General features: G+C 65.6%; 16 protein-coding genes and 1 tRNA gene. 11 read left to right on the top strand and 6 right to left on the bottom strand.

Features of this window, described 5'->3' with window-relative positions; all coding sequences use genetic code 11:
• Positions 1-557: 557 nt before the first annotated feature.
• The 5 genes from HV675_RS03225 to HV675_RS03205 all read left to right on the top strand — a co-directional run bounded on the left by HV675_RS03225 (position 558) and on the right by HV675_RS03205 (position 5,672).
• Complete coding sequence (locus HV675_RS03225) at positions 558-1,391, top strand: undecaprenyl-diphosphate phosphatase (protein WP_175109314.1); 834 nt, start codon at positions 558-560, stop codon at positions 1,389-1,391.
• A 183-nt stretch (positions 1,392-1,574) separates the two neighbouring features.
• Positions 1,575-1,651, top strand: a tRNA-Arg gene (locus tag HV675_RS03220).
• A 284-nt stretch (positions 1,652-1,935) separates the two neighbouring features.
• Positions 1,936-2,844, top strand: coding sequence for a LysR family transcriptional regulator (locus HV675_RS03215; protein WP_175109313.1), 909 nt, complete (start codon positions 1,936-1,938; stop codon positions 2,842-2,844).
• 191 nt (positions 2,845-3,035) lie between these two features.
• A complete protein-coding gene (locus HV675_RS03210; RefSeq protein WP_175109312.1) occupies positions 3,036-4,058 on the top strand; it encodes an NADP-dependent oxidoreductase in 1,023 nt (340 codons plus the stop codon).
• Between the two features lie 33 nt (positions 4,059-4,091).
• A complete protein-coding gene (locus HV675_RS03205; protein WP_175109427.1) occupies positions 4,092-5,672 on the top strand; it encodes an aldehyde dehydrogenase (NADP(+)) in 1,581 nt (526 codons plus the stop codon).
• A gap of 13 nt (positions 5,673-5,685) precedes the next feature.
• Here the strand turns inward: HV675_RS03205 and HV675_RS03200 are convergent, their stop codons facing one another.
• Both HV675_RS03200 and HV675_RS03195 read right to left on the bottom strand, forming a co-directional pair.
• A complete protein-coding gene (locus HV675_RS03200; protein WP_175109311.1) occupies positions 5,686-6,573 on the bottom strand; it encodes an alpha/beta fold hydrolase in 888 nt (295 codons plus the stop codon).
• Between the two features lie 234 nt (positions 6,574-6,807).
• A complete protein-coding gene (locus tag HV675_RS03195) occupies positions 6,808-8,400 on the bottom strand; it encodes an acid phosphatase (RefSeq protein WP_175109310.1) in 1,593 nt (530 codons plus the stop codon).
• A 234-nt stretch (positions 8,401-8,634) separates the two neighbouring features.
• On the opposite strand from HV675_RS03195, the gene HV675_RS03190 reads away from it, so the two are divergent.
• Complete coding sequence (locus HV675_RS03190) at positions 8,635-10,041, top strand: cytochrome-c peroxidase (RefSeq protein WP_246270078.1); 1,407 nt, start codon at positions 8,635-8,637, stop codon at positions 10,039-10,041.
• Positions 10,042-10,091: 50 nt separating this feature from the next.
• On the opposite strand, the gene HV675_RS03185 is transcribed toward HV675_RS03190, so the two are convergent.
• A complete protein-coding gene (locus tag HV675_RS03185) occupies positions 10,092-10,334 on the bottom strand; it encodes a hypothetical protein (protein ID WP_175109309.1) in 243 nt (80 codons plus the stop codon).
• A 388-nt stretch (positions 10,335-10,722) separates the two neighbouring features.
• Between HV675_RS03185 and HV675_RS03180 the strand changes: the two genes are divergently transcribed.
• Positions 10,723-11,121 (top strand): hypothetical protein, encoded by a 399-nt coding sequence (locus HV675_RS03180; protein ID WP_175109308.1) that lies wholly within the window; start codon positions 10,723-10,725, stop codon positions 11,119-11,121.
• A complete protein-coding gene (locus HV675_RS03175; RefSeq protein WP_175109307.1) occupies positions 11,118-11,567 on the top strand; it encodes an NUDIX hydrolase in 450 nt (149 codons plus the stop codon). Before HV675_RS03180 ends, HV675_RS03175 begins: the two co-directional genes overlap by 4 nt.
• A gap of 181 nt (positions 11,568-11,748) precedes the next feature.
• On the opposite strand, the gene HV675_RS03170 is transcribed toward HV675_RS03175, so the two are convergent.
• The gene (locus tag HV675_RS03170) at positions 11,749-12,621 is read right to left on the bottom strand and encodes a transporter substrate-binding domain-containing protein (protein WP_246270077.1); all 873 of its coding nucleotides are present in this window, start codon (positions 12,619-12,621) and stop codon (positions 11,749-11,751) included.
• A 246-nt stretch (positions 12,622-12,867) separates the two neighbouring features.
• Positions 12,868-14,589 (bottom strand): glutamine--tRNA ligase/YqeY domain fusion protein, encoded by a 1,722-nt coding sequence (locus HV675_RS03165; RefSeq protein ID WP_175109305.1) that lies wholly within the window; start codon positions 14,587-14,589, stop codon positions 12,868-12,870.
• Between the two features lie 1,063 nt (positions 14,590-15,652).
• Here HV675_RS03165 and HV675_RS32355 point away from each other — a divergent pair.
• Both HV675_RS32355 and HV675_RS03150 read left to right on the top strand, forming a co-directional pair.
• On the top strand, positions 15,653-18,016 hold the full coding sequence (locus tag HV675_RS32355; RefSeq protein ID WP_246270085.1) for a gamma-glutamyltransferase: 2,364 nt from the start codon (positions 15,653-15,655) through the stop codon (positions 18,014-18,016).
• Between the two features lie 137 nt (positions 18,017-18,153).
• Positions 18,154-18,717, top strand: coding sequence for an RBBP9/YdeN family alpha/beta hydrolase (locus tag HV675_RS03150; RefSeq protein ID WP_175109304.1), 564 nt, complete (start codon positions 18,154-18,156; stop codon positions 18,715-18,717).
• A 69-nt stretch (positions 18,718-18,786) separates the two neighbouring features.
• Here the strand turns inward: HV675_RS03150 and HV675_RS03145 are convergent, their stop codons facing one another.
• Positions 18,787-20,007, bottom strand: a complete 1,221-nt coding sequence (locus HV675_RS03145; protein WP_175109303.1) for a CaiB/BaiF CoA transferase family protein — start codon at positions 20,005-20,007, stop codon at positions 18,787-18,789.
• Between the two features lie 438 nt (positions 20,008-20,445).
• Between HV675_RS03145 and alaS the strand changes: the two genes are divergently transcribed.
• The gene (gene alaS / locus HV675_RS03140; RefSeq protein ID WP_175109302.1) at positions 20,446-23,070 is read left to right on the top strand and encodes an alanine--tRNA ligase; all 2,625 of its coding nucleotides are present in this window, start codon (positions 20,446-20,448) and stop codon (positions 23,068-23,070) included.
• The last annotated feature ends 3 nt before the right edge of the window (positions 23,071-23,073 follow it).

Below are 23,073 nucleotides of genomic sequence, written 5' to 3'. Positions count from 1 at the left end.
CGCCGCTGATTGTGCGCCGCTTTGCGCTACGGGGAAACCCTTTGTCGGGAAATTGCGAGTGTCGCCGCACAGTCGTGCGCATCGATAATCTGTACGAACGCCCGATCGCGACAGTCTGGATATCGGGCGGGTCGTTTTTCCGGAGGCGCTATGGATCTCGCAATGGCAATGGGCGTGGCTCTGCTCGGCATGTTCGCGGGCAGTACGATTTATTTTTTTCACAAGATTGCACGCTAGAACGGGGCGTCGAGATCCGCGCTGCCGGACGCGCGTCACGCGTCCGGTAAAGCGTCCTCTCTGTGCAGGCCCGCCTTGAACGGCGGGCCTTTTTGCTTTCAGCGCCGTAATAAACAATGAACGGGTGCGTGAGCACATGGCGCGCATGCATGCGGCAGTGCGGAAAAAAATAAGTTAAAAAATCGCGCGACGCTTGGCGACCCCGCCTCGGCCAGGCATAATCGACGCGCCTTCAGATCGCCGGAAAAGCACGTCCGGCGCGCTGTTTTCCACTGTTTGCCCGCTGTTTACCATTTTCCATCTTCCGTGAGGATTGCCGCGTGAGCCTGTCGTTTCTGATTTTCCTGAGCGTGTTGCAGGGCGTCACCGAACTCTTTCCGGTCAGCAGCCTCGGCCATACGCTGCTGGTCCCCGCGTTGTTCGGGATGCACATCGACGCGCACGCGCCGCAACTGCTGCCGTTCCTCGTCGCGCTGCATCTGGGCACCGCGCTCGCGCTGCTGTGGTATTTCCGCGCGCGCTGGATTGCGCTGGTCGGCGGCTTCTTCGCATCGCTCGGCGGGCGCCGCAACGACGACGGTCACATGATGTGGGCGCTGATCATCGGCACGATTCCGGCGGGACTTGTCGGCCTCGTGCTCGAGAAACGCCTCGAGCGTTTATTTCACGACCTGCGCATCGTCGCGATCGCGCTGATCGTAAACGGCATCCTGCTGTGGCTCGGCGACCGCTTGCAACGTGCTCGCGCGCACCGTCCGCCGGAAAAGCTCACGTTCAAGCAGGCGTTTTTCGTCGGGCTCGCACAGGTCGGCGCGCTGATTCCGGGCTTTTCGCGCAGCGGCCTGACGATGATCGCGGGCAACGCGGCGGGTCTTACCGCGGAGAAGTCCGCCGAATTCGCATTTCTGCTCGGCACGCCGATCATCTTCGCGGCCGGCCTGCTCGAAGTGCCGAAACTCTTTCACGCGCCGCAGCAGCTTGCGGATGCGGCGCTGGGCGGCGTGCTGACGGCGATCGCCGCTTACCTGAGCGTGCGTTTTCTGATGCGCTATTTCGAAGGGCGCGGACGGCTCGCGTCGTTCGGTGTGTATTGCGTGATCGCGGGTCTCGTTTGTCTCGGCTGGTTCATCACGCATCCGCAGCCGGTGCTGTGAGCCGCCGCGCCCGGTGCTCCGCGGTACGCCGCGACCGCAGCCGCGGCCCGGCGCTCGGGTAGAATGCCGGCTCGCCCCGTGGCTCAATCTGCGGGCGAGCGACGGAGCGGCGAATTCCTCGCGCCGCTTCCGGTCACAGATGAAATGAGCGGTACATTGGTGTAGCATCACCGCTCTTTCATTGCGGCAGTAGCTCAGCTGGATAGAGCATCGGCCTTCTAAGCCGAGGGGCGGGGGTTCGAGTCCCTCCTGCCGCGCCAATACTTTCCGCATATCGCCTGCTGCATCAGCACGTCAAGGTTACCGCGTCGAATCAGGTTTCGGGCCGCGATATCACGCCACGTATATCGACTGATGAAGGCCGGCGCCACCTTGCGGATTTGAACGTCCAGTTCAGGTGGCGACGCACTAGCAGCTTATGCGACGAGCGATCAGCTCATATACCGGGCGCGGTTCAATAGCCAACGCACGCGAGTTCGTCTGGACTATCCGCCGCATATGGCATTCACGCGGTGTGACGGGCCGAACGTATCAGGATCGCTAAATGGACGGCGCTGAACTGGATGACGTACTGGCTTTTCTCGCGGCATTCGACGCGGGAAGCTTCGCCGCGGCAAGCGCCATGCTCGGCCGCGATGCATCCATCGTATCGCGCCGGGTCAGCGCGCTGGAGGCCCGCCTCGGTGTGCGTCTGATCGAGCGTACGACGCGCCGCCTCGCGCCGACCGAGGCGGGAACGGCGTTCTACCGGCGCATGCGTGCCGCGCTGTCGATGATGGACGAGGCGTCAGCCGAGATTGCGCAAAGCAGCCACGTTGCGTCGGGCCTGTTGCGCATCGCGTTGCCTGCCACCTTCGGCCAGCGCTGGATCGGACCGATGCTGCCGGCGTTTCTCGCCGCGTGGCCACAGGTGACGATCGAAGCTGAATTCTCGGATCGTTATGTCGACCTCGTGCACGAGCGCTTTGATCTCGCGGTCCGCCTCGGCGATCTCGCGGACAGTCGTCTGGTCGCGCGCCGGCTGGCGTCGAATGACCGGATCGCGGTCGCTTCTCCAGCCTATCTCGCACGTCACGGCACGCCCGTTTCTCCGGACGATCTGACCGCGCACGCCTGTCTGCCCAACCCGCGCCTCGAGGGCTTTCCTGACTGGCATTTTCGCCGCGGCGACGCGATGGTCGCGGTACGCGTCAATGGCCCGCTGACTGCCGACGATTCGACGAGTCTGGTTGCGGCCGCGGCCGAAGGCATCGGCATCACGGTGTGCGCGCGCTGGCTGATTGCGGAAGAGCTCGCGAGCGGGCGGCTGGTCCGCGTGCTCGCAGACTGGGAGTTCGAGCACAGCGGCGGCATTCATCTGGTGCGGCCTTCTTCGCGCTATACGCCGCTCAAGACGCGTGTGTTCAGCGACTGGCTGGTCGACCGGTTCGCCATACCTCCTTGGGCTAGCTGACATCCGCGATGCCGTCGAATGGCGGTAGGCGCAATCATGCGCTGGATGCACGAGTGACCTGCATGCAAAGGCGATGCCCAATTCAATCGCCGTGGGTAGCATGACGACAGTCCTTGCGCAGGGACTGTGCGCGATCCTTTTGCGTATGTGACGCTCCCGCGCTCGGCTCTCCGTCTTTGCGAAGGAAGCCCATGACCACCATCCGTCGCTCCGTGATTCTGCACAGCCGCCCGCAAGGCGCGGCGACGCTCGACGATTTCGCCGTCGTCGAACACGGCATTCCTGCGCTCGCCGAAGGCGAAGTGCTGACCCGCACGCTATGGCTTTCCATCGACCCGTATATGCGCGGCCGGATGGACGATGTTCCGTCGTATGCGCCGTCGGTCAAGCTGGGTGAGCCGATGATCGGCGAAACCGTTGGCGAAGTGATCGCGTCGCGGCATGCACCATTCGTCGCCGGCCAGATCGTTCTCGGTGCGCGCGGATGGCAGAGCCATATCGTGTCGCCGGGCGCGGCGCTCACGGCGTTGCCGGACGGCGTGCCGTATTCGACTTATCTGGGCGTGCTCGGCATGCCGGGCGCGACCGCGTATGCCGGGTTGCGCGACATCGGCAAGCCGCAGCCGGGCGAAACGCTCGTGGTGGCGGCCGCGTCCGGTGCGGTCGGGTCGGTGGTCGTGCAGCTCGCGAAGCGGGCCGGGGCACGTGTGGTCGGCATTGCGGGCGGCGTCGAGAAGGGTCGTTACGTGCGCGAGGTGCTGGGCGCCGATGCGTGCATCGACCATCGAGCAGTCGCCGATTTACCCGCTGCGCTACGCGAGGCCTGCCCGCAGGGCATCGACGTTTACTTCGAGAGCGTCGGCGGCGCCGTGCAGCGTGCGGTGTATCCGATGCTCAATGATTTCGGCCGCATGGTGATGTGCGGCATGGTGGCCGAATACGACGACGCAGAGCCGGCACCCGGACCCAACCTGCGCGCAACGTTCAGGAAGCGGCTGCGTATCCAGGGTTTCATCGTGCACGATCGCTCCGAGGCGATTCGTGAGTGGCGCGCGTTCGCCGCGCCGCTGCTCGCTTCGGACGAGTTGCGCTATCGCGAGCAGGTCGTCGAAGGGCTGGAAAACGCACCGGCCGCGTTGCTTGCGCTGATAGGCGGCAGCAACGAGGCCAAGGTGGTCGTGCGTGTTGCCGACCCCTCTCCATCCAGAACGTAAGTCTGTTTTTCTCTTCAGATCAAGGAGTCCATGATGCGACTGACCGGTCATATGCTGATCGGCGCGGCAGAGGTGTTCGGCGGCGGCGCCGAACTACGCGCGTTCAATCCGGCCACCGGAGAAACAATCGACCCGCCGTTCGGCAGCGGCGGCGCCGACGAAGTGGACCGGGCCGCGCGTCTTGCTGCCGATGCATTCGATATCTACAGCAGGACCGCTCCCGAAGCCCGCGCGCAATTTCTCGAGCGGATTGCCGCGAACCTCGAGGCCGGTGCTCCCGACATCGTCGAACGCTGCATGCTGGAGACGGGGCTGACACGTGCGCGACTCGAGGGTGAACTGTCACGCACGGCCGCTCAGATCCGGATGTTCGCGGATGGCGTGAGGCGCGGCCTGTGGCGGACCGCGACGCTGGTGAGCGCCGCCGCGGACCGGGCGGGCGGTGCGCGCCCCGACATGCGCATGCACAAGGTCGCGCTGGGGCCGGTCGGCGTGTTCGGTGCGAGCAATTTTCCGCTCCTTTATTCGGTGGCCGGCGGCGACACCGCGTCGGCGCTCGCGGCCGGCGCGCCGGTGGTGTGCCGTGCGCATCCGTCGCATCCAGGCACCTCGGAACTGGTCGGCCGCGCGATTCGCGATGCGGTTGCCGCATCGGGCTTACCCGAAGGCGTGTTCTCGCTGGTGACCGGTGCCAGTCACGAACTGGGCGAAGCGCTCGTCGATCACCCCGACATCAAGGCGATCGCATTTACCGGTTCGGAAGCGGGCGGGATGGCGATCTACCGTCGCGGACAGCAGCGTGCCGAGCCGATCCCCGTGTTTGCCGAGATGTCGAGCGTCAATCCGCATTTCCTGTTGCCGGCGGCGCAGGCCGTGCGCGCCGATGTGTTTGCGACAGGCTTCGTCGCGCAGATGGTGGCGGGCGTCGGCCAGATGTGCCTGAAGCCCGGCATCGTGCTTGCGATCGAAGGCGCGGGCTTCGATGTGCTGCGTGCGACGCTGGTCGAGAAACTGGCGGCGGCCGCGGCGCAGACCATGCTCAGCCCGGGCATTCACGGCAACTATGCGCGCGGGGTCGGGCGCACCCGCGAGGTGTCCGGTGTGGCTGAAATCGCCCGGGGCCTGCGAGCGCAGGGGCCGCTCGACGGCGAGGCGCTGCTCTTCGAGACGGACGCCCGCGCGGTGATCGCCGACCCGCGCGTCGCCGAAGAAGTGTTCGGCCCGATGGCGCTGCTGGTCCGTTGCGCGTCCTTCGACGAGATGGTCGAAGTGGCGAAGCATCTGCGCGGCCAGCTCAGCATCGTCATGCATCTCGAGGATGCCGACGTCGATCTCGCCCGCACGCTGATGCCGGTATTCGAGCGTAAGACCGGACGCATCGTCGCCAACAGCTTCTCGAACGTGGTGGAGATCTGCGATGCGCAGATCCACGGCGGCCCGTTTCCCGCGACGACCGACCCGCGCTTCACATCGGTCGGAAGTTCGGCGATCGACCGGTTCCTGCGGCCCGTTGCGTACCAGGGCATTCCGGCAAGCCTGCTGCCGCCGGCGTTGCGCGACGACAATCCGCTAGGTCTCTGGCGGGTGCGCGATCAGAAACTGATGCAGGCGTGAGCGATCGCGGCGCTCAGGCGTTCAGGAACGTCAGAATCCAGGAGGCGACTGCTTGCGGCGCCTCGCGCTGCGGAAAGTGGCCGACGCCGTCGAGCTCCACGCGCTCGTATCGGCCGCTGAAGAATCGCTCGCGGCCGCTCGACGTCGACGGATGGTTGCACGTGTCGGCGCCGCCGTGCAGCACCAGCGTCGGCACGGCCAGCACGGGCGCCGGGTGCAGTTGCGCTTCGTCTGCCGCATAGGCGGGGTCGCCCTCGACGAAACGCCAGCGGTGACGGTACGAATGCACGACCACTTGCGCCCAGTCCGGGCCGTCGAATGCGCGGCAGGCTTCGTCGAACGCGGGTTCGTCATACCAGCCGGCGGGCGACCACGTGTCCCACATGAAGCGGGCAATGGCGCGCCGCTCGTGTTCGACCGCGGCCTCGCCGCGCGGCGTCGCCATGAACCAGTGGTACCAGTAGTTGCGCGCCTGCTGGAACGATAGCGTTTGCGACGGATCGTTCGTGCCGTAGCCGACCGACAGCATCACGAGATGCGATGCGGCGGCCGCATCGAGCCCGCACGCATTCGCCACCGCGCGTGCGCCCCAGTCGTGGCCGATCAGCGCCGGCTGCGTGAGCCGTAATGCGTCGCGGAATTCGAGCAGATCGCGCCCGAGCGCGGCCAGTTGCCCGCTGCGCGGCGTCGACGCGTCGCGAAAGCGGGTCGGCGCAAAGCCGCGCAGCGCAGGCGCCAGCACGCGATAACCGGCGTCCGCGAGCACGGGCGCGACCTCGGACCAGCTCTCCGCGCTATCGGGCCAGCCGTGCATGAGCACCGCGGTGCGTTCACCGTGCGGGTTCCATTCGAGATATCCGATGTCCAGCAGCGGAGTGCTGACGAATTGGTAATCGGCCATGGCAAGTTCCTTTTCTGCGAGTCGGCGGGTCATCGTTCCGGCTATCGTAGACGGATGTGTGCGCATGCGCATACGAGCCGGCACGCGTCGCAATGCACCGCTTCACACCTTCGCGCGCGGGCCGAACCAACAAAAAAGGGCAGCCGAAGCTGCCCGGAAAAAGCGCTTGCCGGAGGTGCCCCCCACCTGCAATGCGCTACTGCATGATCTGACTTCGGCGGGAGCCGGCGCGGCTTACTTCTGCGTGAAGTCGAGCGCGTTGGTCAGGTCGCCCATCGGCTGGCCGCCGGCGGCGACGAGCGCCTGATCGCGGCTCGTCAGACCCGCGAGGCTCGGCAGCGAGAAGCGATGCGTGATGAAGCGCAGGATCGACGTCGTGTCGTACTGCGTATGATCGACGAAACCCTTCTTCGCGTACGGCGACACGATCAGTGCCGGGATGCGCGAGCCCGGGCCCCAGCGGTCGCCCTTGGGCGGCGCGACGTGATCCCAGAAGCCGCCGTTCTCGTCGTAGGTGACGACCACGACCATGTTGTTCCACTGCGGACTCTTCTGCAGATGCGAGATCACGTCGGCGATATGCTGGTCGCCCTGCGCGACGTCGGTATAGCCCGCGTGCTCGTTCAGGTTGCCCTGCGGCTTGTAGAACGCCACTTGCGGCAGCGTGCCCGCGTCGATTGCCTTGATGAACTCGCTGCCGTTCAGACCGCCGTCGAGCAGGTGTTGCGTGCGGTTCTGCGTGCCCGGTGCGAGGTCCGCGAAGTAGTTGAGCGGCTGGTGGTGTGTCTGGAAGTTCGGCGAGCTCAGGTTCGGGCCGCTGATCACCCCGGTCGTACCGTTTTGCGCCGCCGACAGCGCCGCACCCCACGCGCCGCCATACCACGCCCACGAAACATTCGCTGCGTTCAGCAGGTCGCCGATATGCTGCTGCGTCTGCGGCGGCAGCGTCGAGTTGATGCCCGGATCGGCCAGATTCGGATCGCCGCCGCTAGCCGGCTTGTTGGTGCTCGGCTGATACGGCGGCTGCATCGTGTTGACCGCATAGAAGTCGGGCGTCAGCGCGAGATCCTTCGCGAACTTCGGCACACCGGTGATGGCCGAGGTCGGCGAATCGCCGGCGAGCGTCAGCGTGACGCCGTCTGCATTGACCTGCGAGATATTGTTGGCCGCTGCGCTCGTGTTCGCATTCGGATAGAACGGCGTGCATGCGCAGACCAGCCACTGGTGGTTCAGGAACGACCCGCCGAACGCGCCCATAAAGAAGTTGTCGGCAAGCGTGTACTGCTGCGCGATCTTCCACAGCGGCAGCGTGTTCGCGTTCTGCGCGTAGTGACCCATCACGAGGGCGCCCGAATCGCCCCATGCGGCGAACCTGTCGTTCTTGCCGCCGTCGATCTGCATCTGGTTCTGATAGAAGCGGTGCACGAGGTCGCGCGTCGCGGCGGACAACGGCAGGTTGAAGCCGTTCGCGTCGTCGATTGCGAACGGCGCGTTCGCCAGGCTGGCGGTCATCGCCTGCGTGATGACCGGTGTCACGCCCGTTTGCGTGAGGTTGTTCCAGACGGGCGGCAGCGTCGCCATCACGCTCCCGTCGCGGTCGAGCTGTTGGGCGTTTGCAGCCGTCACGTTCTGCAACCCGTTAGCACCTGGAAAGTTTCCGTAAAGGTTATCGAAACTACGATTCTCAGCGTAGATGACCACAACGTTCTTCACCGCGCTGAGATTCGACGGTGTCGACGGCGTCGAGTTGTCGTCGCCTCCGCAGCCGGAGAGGGTCAGTGCCGCGGCGATCGCGACCGGCGTCGCCCAGATCCATTTCTTGTTCATCGTTTCTCTCTCTTGGTTTGAGGGCCGACAGGGTGGTGTGAAAAAGGGGACCGCCGGCGAGCGAAAGTGTCGCAATGCAATTTGACAGAACGATGTAGAAAATTACGAAATGCTTTTGATATGTCTTTTTGCGTAGGCAATATGTCATTAAGAATTCATGTAGTAGAAATACGATTGAATGGTGTTAGTTGAATAAAAGATTACAAACTCATGCGGCACGGATCGGGAAGAACAATGAAGAAAGCGGCCGCTTGCGGCATCGCGCGCGCGGCGCATCTGACGATGCTCGTCGTGCCGCTGCTGCTTGCCGCGTGCGATAAGCCTCGCGATGCCGTGCCTGCTTCAGCGCAAGCGGGGTTGGCCATGCCATCTGCGCAGTCCGTGCCGACCGCGCTGGCCGCTCGACAGCCCGCGCCGCAACTCATGCACGTGGCCGCGCAACACACGTCCGCAGCCACGCCGGCGGCGGCGATGCAACCAGTCGCGCACGGCGGCAAATCACGCGCCGAGGTCTACGCGTCGGTGCGCAAGATGACCGCGGTCGGCAAACAGTTGTTCTTCGACAAGTCGCTGTCGGGTTCGGGCAAGCTCGCCTGTGCGACATGCCACAGCCCGGATCACGCGTTCGGGCCGCCGAACGCGCTGGCCGTGCAACTGGGCGGCAACCGGATGCATCGCGAGGGGATGCGCGCGGTGCCGTCGCTCAAATATCTGCAGGCGGTGCCGGCCTTCAGCGAGCACTATCACGACTCGGACGACGACGGCGACGAGAGCGTCGATGCGGGGCCGACCGGCGGGCTGACGTGGGACGGCCGCGTCGACCATGGTTCGGACCAGGCGCGCGTTCCGCTGCTCTCGTCGTTCGAAATGGCCAGCACGCCGCACAAGGTTGCGAGCGCGGTGCGCGCGGCGCCGTATGCGGATGCGTTTCGCGACGCGTTCGGCAACGAGGTTTTCGAGAGCGACGCCGCGACGTTCAAAGCGGTGCTGCAAGCGCTCGAAACGTTCGAGCAGACGCCTGAACTCTTCTATCCGTATTCGAGCAGGTACGACGCGTATCTGGCGGGCAAGGCGCAACTGACCGCCGCCGAACTGCGCGGCCTGCAACTGTTCAACGATGAGCGCAAGGGCAATTGCGCGAGTTGTCATCTGAGCGAGCGGACGCGCTCCGGCGCGCCGCCGCAGTTCAGCGACTTCGGCCTGATCGCGATCGGCGTGCCGCGCAATCGCGCGCTTGCGGTGAACCGCGACCCGCATTTCCACGATCTGGGCGCCTGCGGACCCGAGCGTACCGATCTCAAGGGACGCGACGAGTACTGCGGTATTTTCCGCACGCCGACGCTGCGCAACGTCGCGTTACGCAAGACCTTCTTTCACAACGGGATCTACCATTCGCTCGACGAGGTCGTGCGCTTCTATGCGCAGCGCGATACGCATCCGGAAAAGTTCTATCCGGTGACACGCGGCAAGGTGCGCAAGTTCGACGATCTGCCGCAACGGTACTGGACCAACCTGAATACCGATCCGCCGTTCGACCGCAAGCCCGGCGACAAGCCGGCGCTCGACGACGCGGAAATCAAGGATGTCGTGGCGTTCCTGAATACGCTGACCGACGGCTACAGGCCGGATGCCGGGCATTGATGCGGTGCGCGGCCGCTGATCGAGCGTTGCCGGGTGAGCGTCGCTGCGCGTTACCGCGCGAATAATGTGCAGCCGGCGGCGGCGAGCAATGCAAAAGAAACCAGCAACAGCGCGACGCCGGCGCCGGTCAGCATCGCGGGCCACCGTTCGCGCGGCCGACCGGTGAGGCTCGCCATGAGCGGATGCTGCTGCGCGTCGCGGCGTATCACCAGCGGCATGGCCACGTGAAGCAGCGCGATGCAGATCAGCGTCAGCATCAGCGTGAAGAATCGCAGCGCGAAAGAGAAGTCCATGATGGCCGGATGCGTGAAGCAGCAAGCGCGGCATGCGCGCTGCAGGAGTCCGTCATCTTATGAACGGCGCGGCGGCGCGCCCATGAGACCCGTCCTAAAATCGAACGGCGCGCGTCGCGAGCGCCGCTCGCCGACGATGCGCGCGCGCCGGCCGGCGCAATGCGGCGCATCGCGCATCGGTGCGTTGAGCTTTGTGAGATCGGCGGTGCGGTGTGCGTGCTATTCTTTTCAGGTCCAGATCGTGAGTTGCCCTGATAGGGTCAACCTCAATGGGTTCCACGCCGACGCGCTGACCCGAACGGGCGCTGCCCCAGATTGGCCGACCCGGATGGGCTTACCCGAAGGCTCAGCCCCGGTCGCCACTGACCATCCACGGAGATCGAACAAAATGCCGATGCGAAACCGGACCGTGCTTCACCTCACCCGCCTGACGATCGGCGCGCTGCTGGCCGCAGGCTCGCTCGCCGCGCAGGCCGCGAACCTCGGCTTTCTGAACGAGACGCCGATCAGCTATATGAAGCAGCGCGACATCGATTCGCTGAAAGCCGCCGCGTTCGATGCACTCGACAAGAAGCAGGACGGCGACACCACCACGTGGACCAACACGGGCACCGGCAACGGCGTCAAGCTCGATGCGCAAATGACGATCGAAGACACCGCGAAAGACGGTGCGAACACCTGCCGCACCGTGCGCGTCGTGCTCAACGGGAAAGGGCAGTCGATGAGCCTGGCGCCGCGCTTCTGCCGCCAGGGCGGCGGCCGCTGGATTCTGCAGAAGCGGCATTGAACGAGCGCATTGTCTCGTGCGGCGTCGTGCTGCTCACCCCTGACGGCCGGGTGCTGCTCGCGCATGCGACCGGCACCGATCATTGGGACATTCCGAAAGGGCAGGGCGAACCGGGCGAGGCGCCGGCGGACACCGCATTGCGCGAAATGGTCGAGGAAACCGGGCTCGCGATCGGCGCCGAGCGGCTGACCGACCTCGGCCGCTTTCTGTATCGGCGCGACAAGGATCTGCATCTGTTTGCGGCGCGAGCCCATGCGAGCGAACTCGACCTGTCGTCGTGCACCTGCACATCGCTGTTTCCGCGCCGCTCGGACGGCGTGATGATTCCCGAGATGGATGCGTACCGCTGGTGCCGGCCCGATGAAGTCGAACGCTATGCGAGCCGCAGTCTCACGCGGCTCTTTCAGACCACTTTGTCGCTCGCGGAACTGCACCGGTCGTTGTGAGCGGTGCCGTGCAAGCGCGCGGGCTCCGGCCGCTCTACGCGTGCGCGTGCGGGCCGCGATGCGCTGCTATGCGCCGTCGCTCGCCGCTTGCCGTCGCCGTCCGCCGTCGTTCGTCGACTTATGTCTTATGCCGCCGCGTCCATTCGCTCGCGCTCGACCGAGCGCGGGGCAAGCCGTGCAATCAGTCGAGCGCCTTGTCGTTCGGATGCGCAAATAGCGCGCGCATTTCCGGCGACAGCGGGTAATTCAGATTGATGCCGTGCGGCGGAATCGGTTGCGTGAACCACACGTTGTAGAGCCGCTCCGCTTCGCCCGACGTCTGCATTCGCGAGATCACGCCGTTGACGAGATCGCGAAACGGCGCGTCGCCCTTGCGGAACATGCACGCATAGCTTTCGAGGCCGAGCGGCGTGCCGGTCACGATGAAGTCGTCGGGATGCGCATCGGTGGCGCGAAAGCCGTACAGGATCGGCTCGTCCATCACGAACGCGACCGCGCGGTCCGATTTGACCGCGGCGAACGCGTCCGCATGGTCCTTGACGCTCGCAATGCGCATGTTCAGCTGCTTGTCGCTGTTCAACTGCCGCAACAGCCGTTCGTCGGACGTGCCCGCGGTCGTCACGACCGCTTTGCCGGCGAGATCGGGGAAATCGGTGATGCCCGCGTTCTTGCGCGTGATCATCCGCACCGCATACTGAAAAAACGTATTGGAGAACGCGGCGACATTCTCGCGCTCGTGCGTATGCGTGGTCGACCCGCACTCGAAGTCGATCTGATTGTTGACGAGCATCGGGAAACGGTTGGCCGAGGTGATGGTCACTTCGCGCACGCGCAGGTGCGGCAGGCCGAGCGCCTTGCGGATTTCGTCGACAATCGCGAGCGCGATGGTCTGCGAATAGCCGACCGTGCGTCCGCCGTCCCAGTATGAAAACGGAATCGATGCCTCGCGTACGCCGAGCACGACGACGCCGTCGTCGCGAATTTTCTTCAGCGTGCCGGTCAGTTCGTCCGCGCGGGCCGGCGATGCGGCGGCCATATACGTGACGGCACACATGACGACGGGCGCCAGCATGGCTGCCAGTGCGGTTCCGCAGACTCGACGTGCAGCGATCATCGTTCTCCCCCGGGGCGGTACGTGCACCGGCCCCACCGTCATCCTCAAAGGACCGTGGCAATCAAACAGCGTGCTTGTCGCTCGCGCGGGCATGCGAGCTTTGCAGTGCGCGTTGCCCGCGCGACATGCGATACCCGGCCATGCCGCGCGGCGCTTGCTGCTACCCGGTGACGCTGCAAGAGGCCGTCAGGCCGGCTTGCCCCAACTGTCGCGCAGACTGACGATGCGATTGAATACGGGTTTGCCTGGTTTCGTGTCGTAACGGTCGGCCACGAAGTAGCCGTGCCGCTCGAACTGATAGCGTTGCTCCGGCGCCGCGTCGCGTGCTCCCGATTCGACATACGCATGCGCGATTCGTTTCGAATCCGGGTTGAGCGCCTCGAGGAAGTCGCGGCCGCCCGCGTCGGGCTGGGCTTCCCTGAAGAGCCGGTCGTACAGGCGCACTTCGGCCGGACACGCGGCGGCGGCGCTCAGCCAGTGAATCGTGCCCTTCACCTTGTAGCTGTTCGCGCCTTCGGTGCCCGAGCGGCTATCCGGAAAGTAGTTGCAATGGACCGCGACGATATGGCCGTGCTCGTCCTTGTCGGCACCCGTGCATTCGACGACATAGCCGTACTTCAGCCGCACCCGGTTGCCCGGGAACAGCCGGAAGTAGCCCTTCGGCGGCGTCTCGGCGAAATCCTCGCGCTCGATCCACAGTTCGCGCGAGAACGGGAACGTGCGCGTGCCGCGCTCCGGATGATGCGGATGCACCGGCGCGCTGCATGCTTCGGACGTGCCTTCCGGGTAGTTGTCGATGATCAGCTTGAGCGGGTCGAGCACGGCGGTCGCGCGCGGCGCTTTCTCATCGAGATCGTCGCGCAGCGCGCCTTCGAACACGCTCATGTCGATCCACGAATCGACCTTCGTCACGCCGATGCGATCGCACAGCAACTGGATCGACTCCGGCGTGAAGCCGCGCCGCCGCAAGCCGACGATGGTCGGCATGCGCGGATCGTCCCAGCCGTCGACGTGGCCCTCGGTGACGAGCTGCAGCAGCTTGCGCTTGCTGGTGATCGCATACGTGAGATTGAGCCGCGAAAACTCGATTTGCTGCGGCAGCGGCCGCGTGAAGACGCCGGCGGCGGCGAGCTCGTCGAGAATCCAGTCGTACAACGGCCGGTGATCTTCGAATTCGAGCGTGCACAGCGAATGCGTGATGTTTTCGAGCGCGTCCGAGATGCAATGCGTGTAGTCGTACATCGGATACACACACCACGTGTCGCCGGTGCGGTAGTGATGCGCGAAGCGGATGCGATAGAGCACCGGGTCGCGCATGTTGAAGTTCGGCGACGCCATGTCGATCTTCGCGCGCAGCACGTGCTCGCCTTCCTTGAACTCGCCGGCTTTCATGCGACGGAACAGGTCGAGGTTTTCGTCGACGGAACGCTCGCGATACGGCGACGGCTTGCCGGGCTCGGTGGCGGAGCCGCGATTCACGCGCATCTCTTCGGCCGATTGACTATCGACATACGCTTTGCCGCGCTGGATCAGCAGTTCGGCGAATGCATACAGCTTGTCGTAATAGTCGCTCGCGTAGTAGAGGTGCTCGGTGCTGTCTTTTTTCCATTCGAAGCCGAGCCATTGCACCGCGTCGATGATCGATTCGACGTACTCGAAACTTTCCTTTTCCGGGTTCGTGTCGTCAAAGCGCAGATGGCACACGCCGCCGTAGCTGCGCGCGATGCCGAAGTTCAGACAGATGCTCTTCGCGTGACCGATATGCAGATAGCCGTTCGGCTCGGGCGGGAAGCGCGTTTCCACGCGTTGGCCCCACTTTCCGGAGCGGTTGTCTTCGTCGATGATGTTGCGGATGAAGTTGGCTGCGGGGGCAGCGGCGGACGCGTCGTGGTTGCGTTCTGTACTCATGCGAATGGAAGAAAGTGACGGGAGCACGCGCTGCGCCCCCTAATCCGACAATTCTACCTGACAGGGTTGTGAGGTACAGCGGCTTTGGCTGTTGGAGCGCAGGGGGTGGGCGTGGCGGCGGTTTTTGCGGCGTGTGTGGCGTGCGTTCGGCCTGCATGTGACCCGCGTATGGCCCGCATGTGGTCATTCGAAAGGCGCTGTAACAGGACGTAAAACGCTTTGAGCCGCGCACGCCGGTGCCGGTAGCATGCGCCGGCGGCGAAGTATCTTCGATGCGTTGTTCGCCGCGCCGGGGTGTGTCAGCGCTTCGCGCGTGCCGCCGGTGCTTCGCGAGGCCAATGGGGTCGTTTTGTGCGATGCGCCCGTGTCGCGGGTTGCGAAGCGGTAAGGCGGGCGGCGAAAGGGCAGGCGTCGAAAGGCGCGGGCGCCAGTACGCGGATCCCGCGCACGGAATGCGGTAGCGCGAACTTGCTGAGCGGTAAGATCGGCACCGAAACGTGCGGCGAAACAGGCACCGAACGTGTGGACGAATGCGCACGCTCGAGGGCGCATCGGGGCGCACGGACTGTATCGCGCGACTCGCTGTGTCAGCGGCGCTGCGCGGGCGGCAGGCGACCTGACAGATCGCGCATGGCACGGCGCAAACACGGTGCGGCCATGCACGACGTTGTGCGTGGTAGCGGCGCGGGCGGTGGCGCAACCAATGTGGCCCGCAGTACCACAGTGCAAGCGGCGGGGCGAGCGGTGGTGCAAGCGGTGGTGCAAGCGCGATGGCGCAAGCCGGCGACCCGAAGCGAGGCACAAGCGGAGGCCCAGGCGAGGGCCCAGACGCGGTTGCCGCAAGCGTCGCACATAGCGCTGCCAGCGTCGTCCGGCGCATCTCGCATTCTGGCGGGACCGGTCATTGCAACGGTCTCCTGACGCGGCGTGCAACATGTGCCGCATTCGCTTTGCCGGCAGCCAGCCGGCGCTCATTTATTCCGGAGTTCCCTGAATGCCTCTTTCGACGCTCGATGCGCGCGTTGCGCATCACGCCCTTTCAGGCAATAGGGCCGACATCAAAATGGCCGGCGAACGGTCCGCTCGCAAGACGATTCATGCGGCCGCGCTTATCGCGCTCGCGGTCGTGCTGGCAGGCACCGCACCCGCACCGGCCCACGCGAAGACGGCGACAGACAAGCCGGTGCTCGATGCAGCGGCGGTCGCGGTGCCCGACCAGTACGGCGCGGACACGGCGCAGCAGATTTTCGCGCAGGGCGGCAACGCGGTCGACGCGGCGGTGGCGATCGCGTTCACGCTCGCCGTGACCCGCCCGGATGCCGGCAATCTGGGCGGCGGCGGCTTCATGACGCTGCAGATCGACGGCAAGCCGTACTTTCTCGATTACAGCGCGCAGGCGCCGCAGCGCTCGACACGCGACATGTATCTGGACGACAAGGGCAATGTCATCAAGGACATGAGCGCGATCGGCTTTCGCGCGGCCGGCGTGCCGGGCACGGTCGCCGGAATGTGGGAGGTGCAGCGCCGCTTCGGCAAGCTCAAGTGGAAGCAGGTGCTCGCGCCGGCGACTCACTATGCGACCGACGGCTTCACGGTCGACGCGTCGCTGCAGAAGCGTCGCGACGACGCGGCCGCGAAGTTCGCCGGCAAGACCAATTTCGGTGCGTACTTCGCGGGTCTGAAGGCCGGCGCGACGTTCCGGCAGCCGGAGCTTGCGCAGACGCTCGGGCGCATTGCCGACGACGGCGGCCGCGAGTTCTACGACGGGCAGACGGCCGACCTGATCGCAAAGCAGATGTACGGCCACGGGATGATCTCGAAGGGCGACCTTGGCCAGTACAAGGCGCGCTGGCGCGATCCGCTCGTGGCGGACTGGAATGGCTACCGGGTCGTTACCGCGCCGCCGCCGGGTTCGGGCGGCATCGCGTTGATCCAGTTGCTGAAAATGAAAGCGGACCTGAAGCCGGTGTTTGCGGGACTCGATCTGAACTCGGCGCCGTATATCCGGCTGATCGCGCAGATCGAAGACCGCGTGTTCGCGGACCGTCAGCAATCGGCGGCGGACCCGGATGCGACGAATGTGCCGGTCGGCAAGCTGACCGACGATGCGTACCTCGCGCAACGGGCGGGCGAGGTGAAGCAGTTGCAGGAGCAGGAGGTGGCGCAGGAGAAGGCTGCGGCTGAGAAGGCGGCTGCTGAGAAGGCGGCTGCTGAGAAGGCCGCCGCGGAAAAGGCCGCCGCGGAAAAGGCGGAACAGGAAAGGGCGGCGCAGGCGGCGTCGGATCAGGCAGCCGCAGCGCCGGTGAATGCCGCGCCTGCGGGTGCGAGTTCGGCGAGTGCCGCGCAGGCCGGTGCAGACCAGGGGCGTGCGGGTCAGGCAGGCGGCGCCGGTGCGGCGATCCCGGGTTCGACGGCTGCGGGCCAGGTGAACGCGGGTCCGGCGAACGCAGGGCAGGCGAACGCGGGCCAGGCAAACGCAGCACAGGCAAACGCGAGGCAGGGGAATGCCGGCCCCGCTGGAGTGGGGCCGGCGAGTGCGGCCTCAGCGAACACGGCTCAAGCAGGCACGGTGCAGGGCAATGTCGGCGAGGCAAGTTCAGGCCAGACAAGCGTGGGCCAGTTAAGGGCCGTTCCGGCGAATGCCGGCGAGGCAAACGCCGGTCCTGCGCGCCCGGTGCAAACCAACGCAAATCCTGTCGGCGCCACGCAGGCGAATACCGGGCAGGCGAGCCCAGCGCAGGCCGCTGCGAGTCAACCCGGCGCGAGTCAGCCTGGCGCGGATCAGCCGACGCAGCCAGCTCAACCATCCGGCACAGCATCGAACACCCCAGCCTCCGGCGACGCGCCGCCGCCAGAGAAACCGCAGACGACGCATTTCTCGGTGGTCGACAAGTGGGGCAACGCGGTATCGAACACCTACACGCTGAACGGCTCGTTCGGTTCCGGCGTGGTGGTGGACGGCGGCGGTTTCCTGCTTAACGACGCGATGGACGACTTCGTCGCGAAGCCCGGCGCGGATGCCGGCGATCGCAATACGATCGCGCCGGGACGTCGACCGGTGTCGTCGATGACGCCGACCATCGTGCTGAAGGACGGCAAGGTCGCACTGGTGATCGGCACGCCGGGCGGCTCGCGAATCTTCACGACGATCTTCCAGGTGATGACCGACCTGTACGACTTCCACATGTCGCCGGCCGATGCGCTTGCCGCCATGCGGTTTCATCATCAGCTGTTGCCGCCGAAGGTGATCGACTGGGAGCCGTACCGCCCGATTACCGGCGATCTCGCACAGCAATTGAAATCGATGGGGTATACGCTCCAGGGTCAGACTTTCGATGGCGATGTGCAAATGATCCGCATCGACGGCACGACACCGCAACCGGCCGCCGACCCGCGCGGCGTCGGTGTGGCGCGCGTGTATCGATAGCGGCGGGCAGTTGCACGACGCGCACCGGTTGTGAAGCATGGTCAAGCGTGGCGATGAAGCCCGCTTGTTGAAGCGGTGACAGCGCGGATGGCAAGGCGGGCGTTTGCGACACGTTGATCGAGGACGAGAAAAAGGTGATGGCGTTCCAGAAAGAACCGAACGTACTGGTGCTGCCCGGGTATCTGGATTCCGGCCCGGGGCATTGGCAAACGCGCTGGGAAGCCACGCATGCGTCGTTTTCGCGGGTGCGTATGCCCGACTGGGCGCACCCGGTGCGCGAGGACTGGTGCCGCACGCTCGATGCGGCGGTGGCCGCGGTGCCTGCGGACGGTGCGCCGGTCGTGTTCGCCGCGCACAGCCTGGGCTGTCTGACGCTCGCGTGGTGGGCAAGCAGCTACGCAACACCCTCGCAGCGCGACAAGGTGGCCGGCGCGCTGCTCGTTGCGGTGCCGGATCCGGCCGGCCGTGCCTTTCCAGCCACGGCAAGCGGTTTTGCGCCGGTTCCGCACAAACGCTTGCCGTTCCCGACAATCGTCGTTTCCAGCACCGACGATCCGTACGGCAGCGTGTCGTTTTCGCAGGCGTGCGCGGCCGCATGGGGCGGCCGCTGGATCAGCATCGGCGCGCGCGGACATATCAACGCGGATAGCGGCCTCGCCGACTGGCAGGACGGACTTGGCTGGCTCACATCGCTCGCTTGAGACGAACTGAGGCGAACAGAGGCGCGCTGAGACGAACTGAGGCGCGCTTGAGGCAGATCGCTTGCCGCGTCAGATCACCTTTTGCCCACGCAGCGCCGCGATCTGCGCGTCGCTATAGCCAAGCACGCTTTGCAGCACCGCGTCGGTATGCTCGCCCAGCGTCGGCGGATGGGCGGCGGCCTGCGGCGGCGTTTCCGTCATGCGGATGGGGTTGCGCACCAGCTTCACGGCGCCGCCGCACGGATGCGGCAGGTCGACCTGCATGCCGCGCGCGACGACCTGCTCGTTCTCGAACACTTCGCGCAGGTCGTTGATCGGCCCGCACGGCACCTGCGCCGCTTCGAGCGCATCGATCCATTCGCGCTTGCTGCGCGCGCGGACCATGTCGGCCAGCAGCGGCACCAGCACTTCGCGGTTGCGCACGCGCTCGGGATTGGTCGCAAAGCGCGCATCGTCCGCGAGCGCCGCACGGCCGCCCGCTTCGACGAACTTGCGGAACTGTCCGTCGTTGCCGACTGCGACGATGATCCAGCCGTCGCTCGTCTGAAACGTCTGGTACGGGACGATGTTCTGATGCGCATTGCCCCATCGCGCGGGTGGCGTGCCGCTCGCAAGAAAATTCGAATTCATGTTGGCGAGCATCGCGACCTGCACGTCGAGCAGCGCCATGTCGATGTACTGGCCGACGCCGGTACGGTCGCGATGCGCAAGCGCGGTCAGCACGGCGACGCTCGCATACATGCCCGTCATCAGGTCGGCGATCGCGACGCCGGCCTTCTGCGGGCCGCCGCCCGGCACGCCGTCGCGCTCTCCGGTGATGCTCATGAAACCGCCGAGGCCTTGCACGATGAAGTCGTAGCCCGCGCGCTGCGCGTACGGGCCGGTCTGACCGAAGCCCGTGACCGAGCAGTAGATCAGGTCCGGTTTGATCGCGCGCAGCGACTCGTAGTCGAGCCCGTAGCGTTTCAACTGCCCGACCTTGTAGTTCTCGAGCACGACGTCGCTCTTCGCGGCGAGCTCGCGCACGATGCGCTGGCCTTCGGCTGTCGCGATGTCGACCGTGACCGAACGCTTGTTGCGGTTCGCCGCGAGGTAATACGCCGCTTCGCGCGTATCGGCGCCGTCTGGCGTCTTCAGGTACGGCGGGCCCCAGTGGCGCGTGTCGTCGCCGGCGCCCGGCCGTTCGATCTTGATCACGTCGGCGCCGAAATCGGCGAGCGTTTGCGCACACCACGGACCGGCGAGCACGCGGCTGAGATCCAGCACGCGGATATGACTGAGTGCGCCCATGTTCGGTTGATGTCTCCTCGATATGCAAGCGGCGCTCAAGCGAGCGCGACAGCGATCGCAACGGATTGAAGTGACCTTGCGCATCTTAAGCGATCGGGACTGGCCAGCCTATTCGGCCAAACGGCATAGGCATGACGACCGGCATCGCGTCGCGCGCCGCCTGCATCCGCGCTTCGGCCCCCTCCCGCTTCGGCCCCCGCTTCCGCCCGACAAGCGGCGCCGGGGCGCGTTGCCGCAGGCCTTTTCCGGCGGGTTCGCGGTCGCGAGCCCTGGCCGATCGGCCAGCACTGTGTGCAGGCGGCGCCGCGCCGCCGCGCGCAGGCGCCGATCCCGTATAATCGGCGGTTCAGGAAACCCCCGATTCACGACACCGGCATGCGGTTGCACAACGCGCGCACAACGTGTCGGAATCATGCCCGGAACCGTCCCCAGCACGTTATGAAAGCCGCCGAAATCCGCGAGAAATTCCTCAAGTTCTTCGAATCGAAGGGCCATACAATCGTCCGTTCGTCGAGCCTCGTGCCGGGCAACGACCCGACGCTGCTCTTCACGAACTCGGGCATGGTGCAGTTCAAGGACGTGTTCCTCGGCGCCGAGAAGCGGCCGTACTCGCGGGCCACCACCGCGCAGCGCAGCGTGCGCGCGGGCGGCAAGCACAACGACCTCGAAAACGTCGGCTACACCGCGCGCCACCATACGTTCTTCGAGATGCTCGGCAACTTCTCGTTCGGCGACTATTTCAAGCGCGACGCGATCCACTACGCGTGGGAGCTGCTCACCACCGTCTACCAGTTGCCGAAGGACAAGCTGTGGGTCACCGTCTACCAGGAAGACGACGAGGCGTACGGCATCTGGGCGAACGAAGTCGGCGTGCCGACCGGGCGCATCATTCGCATCGGCGACAACAAGGGCGCGCGCTACGCATCGGACAACTTCTGGCAGATGGCCGACACCGGCCCGTGCGGCCCGTGCTCGGAAATCTTCTACGACCACGGCCAGGACGTGTGGGGTGGCCCGCCGGGGTCGCCAGAAGAAGACGGCGACCGCTATATCGAAATCTGGAACCTCGTGTTCATGCAGTTCAACCGCGATGCGCAGGGCACGCTCACGCCGCTGCCCAAGCCGTGCGTGGACACCGGCATGGGCCTCGAGCGGATCGCCGCGGTGCTGCAGCACGTGCACAGCAACTACGAAATCGACCTGTTCCAGGCGCTGATCGCGGGCGCGTCGCGTGAGACAGGCGTGGCCGACCTCGCGAACAACTCGCTGAAGGTGATCGCCGACCATATCCGCGCGTGCTCGTTTCTGATTGTCGACGGCGTCATTCCCGGCAATGAAGGCCGCGGCTATGTGTTGCGCCGGATCGTGCGCCGCGCGATCCGCCATGGCTACAAGCTCGGCCGCAAGCACGCGTTCTTCCACAAGCTGGTGGCGGACCTCGTCGCGCAGATGGGCGGCGCCTATCCGGAACTGAAGGAAGCCGAAGCGCGCGTTACCGACGTGCTGCGCCAGGAAGAAGAGCGCTTCTTCGAGACCATCGAACACGGCATGTCCATTCTTGAAGGCGCGCTGGCCGATCTCGATTCGAAGGGCGGCAAGACGCTCGACGGCGAACTCGCGTTCAAGCTGCACGACACCTATGGCTTCCCGCTCGATCTGACCGCGGACGTGTGCCGCGAGCGTGGCGTCACGGTCGACGAACCGGCGTTCGACGAAGCGATGGCGCGCCAGCGCGAGCAGGCGCGTGCGGCCGGCAAGTTCAGGGCGGCACAGGGCCTCGAGTATTCGGGCGCGAAGACCACCTTCCACGGTTACGAGGAAATCGTCTTCGACGATGCGAAGGTCACCGCGCTGTATGTGGACGGCGCGTCGGTCAATCAGGTCGTGAAGGGCCAGCAGGCGGTGGTCGTGCTCGATCACACGCCGTTCTACGCGGAGTCGGGCGGCCAGATCGGCGACCAGGGCGTGCTCGCGAACGCAAGCGTGCGCTTCGCGGTCGCCGACACGCAGAAGGTTCAGGCGGACGTGATCGGCCATCACGGCGAGCTCGAGCAGGGCACGCTGAAGATCGGCGACGTCGTGAAGGCGCAGATCGATGCGTTCCGCCGCGCGCGCACGGCGCGCAATCACTCGGCCACGCACCTGATGCACAAGGCGCTGCGCGAAGTGCTCGGCACCCACGTGCAACAGAAGGGCTCGCTTGTCGACGCGGACAAGACGCGCTTCGACTTCGCGCACAACGCACCGATGACGGACGACGAGATTCGGCGCGTCGAAGCGATCGTCAATGCGGAAGTGCTCGCCAACGCGCCGGGCATCGTGCGCGTGATGCCGTTCGACGAAGCGGTGAAGGGTGGCGCGATGGCACTGTTCGGCGAGAAATACGGCGACGAAGTGCGCGTGCTCGATCTCGGTTTTTCGCGCGAGCTGTGCGGCGGCACGCACGTGCAGCGCACTGGCGATATCGGCTTCTTCAAGATCGTGATGGAAGGCGGCGTCGCCGCGGGCATTCGCCGGGTCGAGGCGATTACCGGCGACAACGCGGTGCGCTATGTGCAGGAACTCGACGCGCGCATCAATGCGGCTGCGGCGGCATTGAAGGCGCAGCCGTCGGAGCTCACGCAGCGTATCGCGCAGGTGCAGGACCAGGTGAAGTCGCTCGAGAAGGAACTGGGCGCGCTGAAGTCGAAGCTCGCGTCGAGCCAGGGCGATGAACTGGTTGGCCAGGCGATCGAAGTGTCCGGCGTGCATGTGCTCGCGGCCACGCTCGACGGCGCGGACGTGAAGACGCTGCGCGAAACAGTCGACAAGCTGAAGGACAAGCTGAAGAGCGCGGCAATCGTGCTTGCGTCGGTCGACGGCGGCAAGGTCAGTCTGATCGCGGGCGTGACGTCGGAGGCGAGCAAGAAAGTGAAGGCGGGCGAACTCGTCAACTTCGTCGCGCAACAGGTCGGCGGCACGGGCGGCGGCCGCCCGGACATGGCTCAGGCAGGCGGCACCGAACCGGCCAACTTGCCGGCGGCGCTCGCGGGCGTGAAGGGTTGGGTCGAAGCGCAGTTGTGAAGC

The sequence above is a fragment of the Paraburkholderia solisilvae genome (assembly GCF_902859875.1).
Lineage (GTDB): Bacteria > Pseudomonadota > Gammaproteobacteria > Burkholderiales > Burkholderiaceae > Paraburkholderia > Paraburkholderia solisilvae.
Note: the sequence above shows the minus strand (reverse complement) of the source record. Positions and strands in the feature narration are given on the sequence as shown.

Bases quoted from the DNA above. Each gene is read 5' to 3' on its own strand.
- HV675_RS03215 (WP_175109313.1), top strand. From the start codon at position 1,936: ATGGACGGCGCTGAACTGGATGACGTACTGGCTTTTCTCGCGGCATTC.
- HV675_RS03145 (WP_175109303.1), bottom strand. From the start codon at position 20,007: ATGGGCGCACTCAGTCATATCCGCGTGCTGGATCTCAGCCGCGTGCTC.
- HV675_RS03200 (WP_175109311.1), bottom strand. From the start codon at position 6,573: ATGGCCGATTACCAATTCGTCAGCACTCCGCTGCTGGACATCGGATAT.
- HV675_RS03195 (WP_175109310.1), bottom strand. From the start codon at position 8,400: ATGAACAAGAAATGGATCTGGGCGACGCCGGTCGCGATCGCCGCGGCA.
- HV675_RS03210 (WP_175109312.1), top strand. From the start codon at position 3,036: ATGACCACCATCCGTCGCTCCGTGATTCTGCACAGCCGCCCGCAAGGC.
- HV675_RS03190 (WP_246270078.1), top strand. From the start codon at position 8,635: ATGAAGAAAGCGGCCGCTTGCGGCATCGCGCGCGCGGCGCATCTGACG.
- alaS (WP_175109302.1), top strand. From the start codon at position 20,446: ATGAAAGCCGCCGAAATCCGCGAGAAATTCCTCAAGTTCTTCGAATCG.
- HV675_RS03165 (WP_175109305.1), bottom strand. From the start codon at position 14,589: ATGAGTACAGAACGCAACCACGACGCGTCCGCCGCTGCCCCCGCAGCC.
- HV675_RS03180 (WP_175109308.1), top strand. From the start codon at position 10,723: ATGCCGATGCGAAACCGGACCGTGCTTCACCTCACCCGCCTGACGATC.
- HV675_RS03205 (WP_175109427.1), top strand. From the start codon at position 4,092: ATGCGACTGACCGGTCATATGCTGATCGGCGCGGCAGAGGTGTTCGGC.
- HV675_RS32355 (WP_246270085.1), top strand. From the start codon at position 15,653: ATGGCCGGCGAACGGTCCGCTCGCAAGACGATTCATGCGGCCGCGCTT.
- HV675_RS03185 (WP_175109309.1), bottom strand. From the start codon at position 10,334: ATGGACTTCTCTTTCGCGCTGCGATTCTTCACGCTGATGCTGACGCTG.
- HV675_RS03150 (WP_175109304.1), top strand. From the start codon at position 18,154: ATGGCGTTCCAGAAAGAACCGAACGTACTGGTGCTGCCCGGGTATCTG.
- HV675_RS03170 (WP_246270077.1), bottom strand. From the start codon at position 12,621: ATGTGTGCCGTCACGTATATGGCCGCCGCATCGCCGGCCCGCGCGGAC.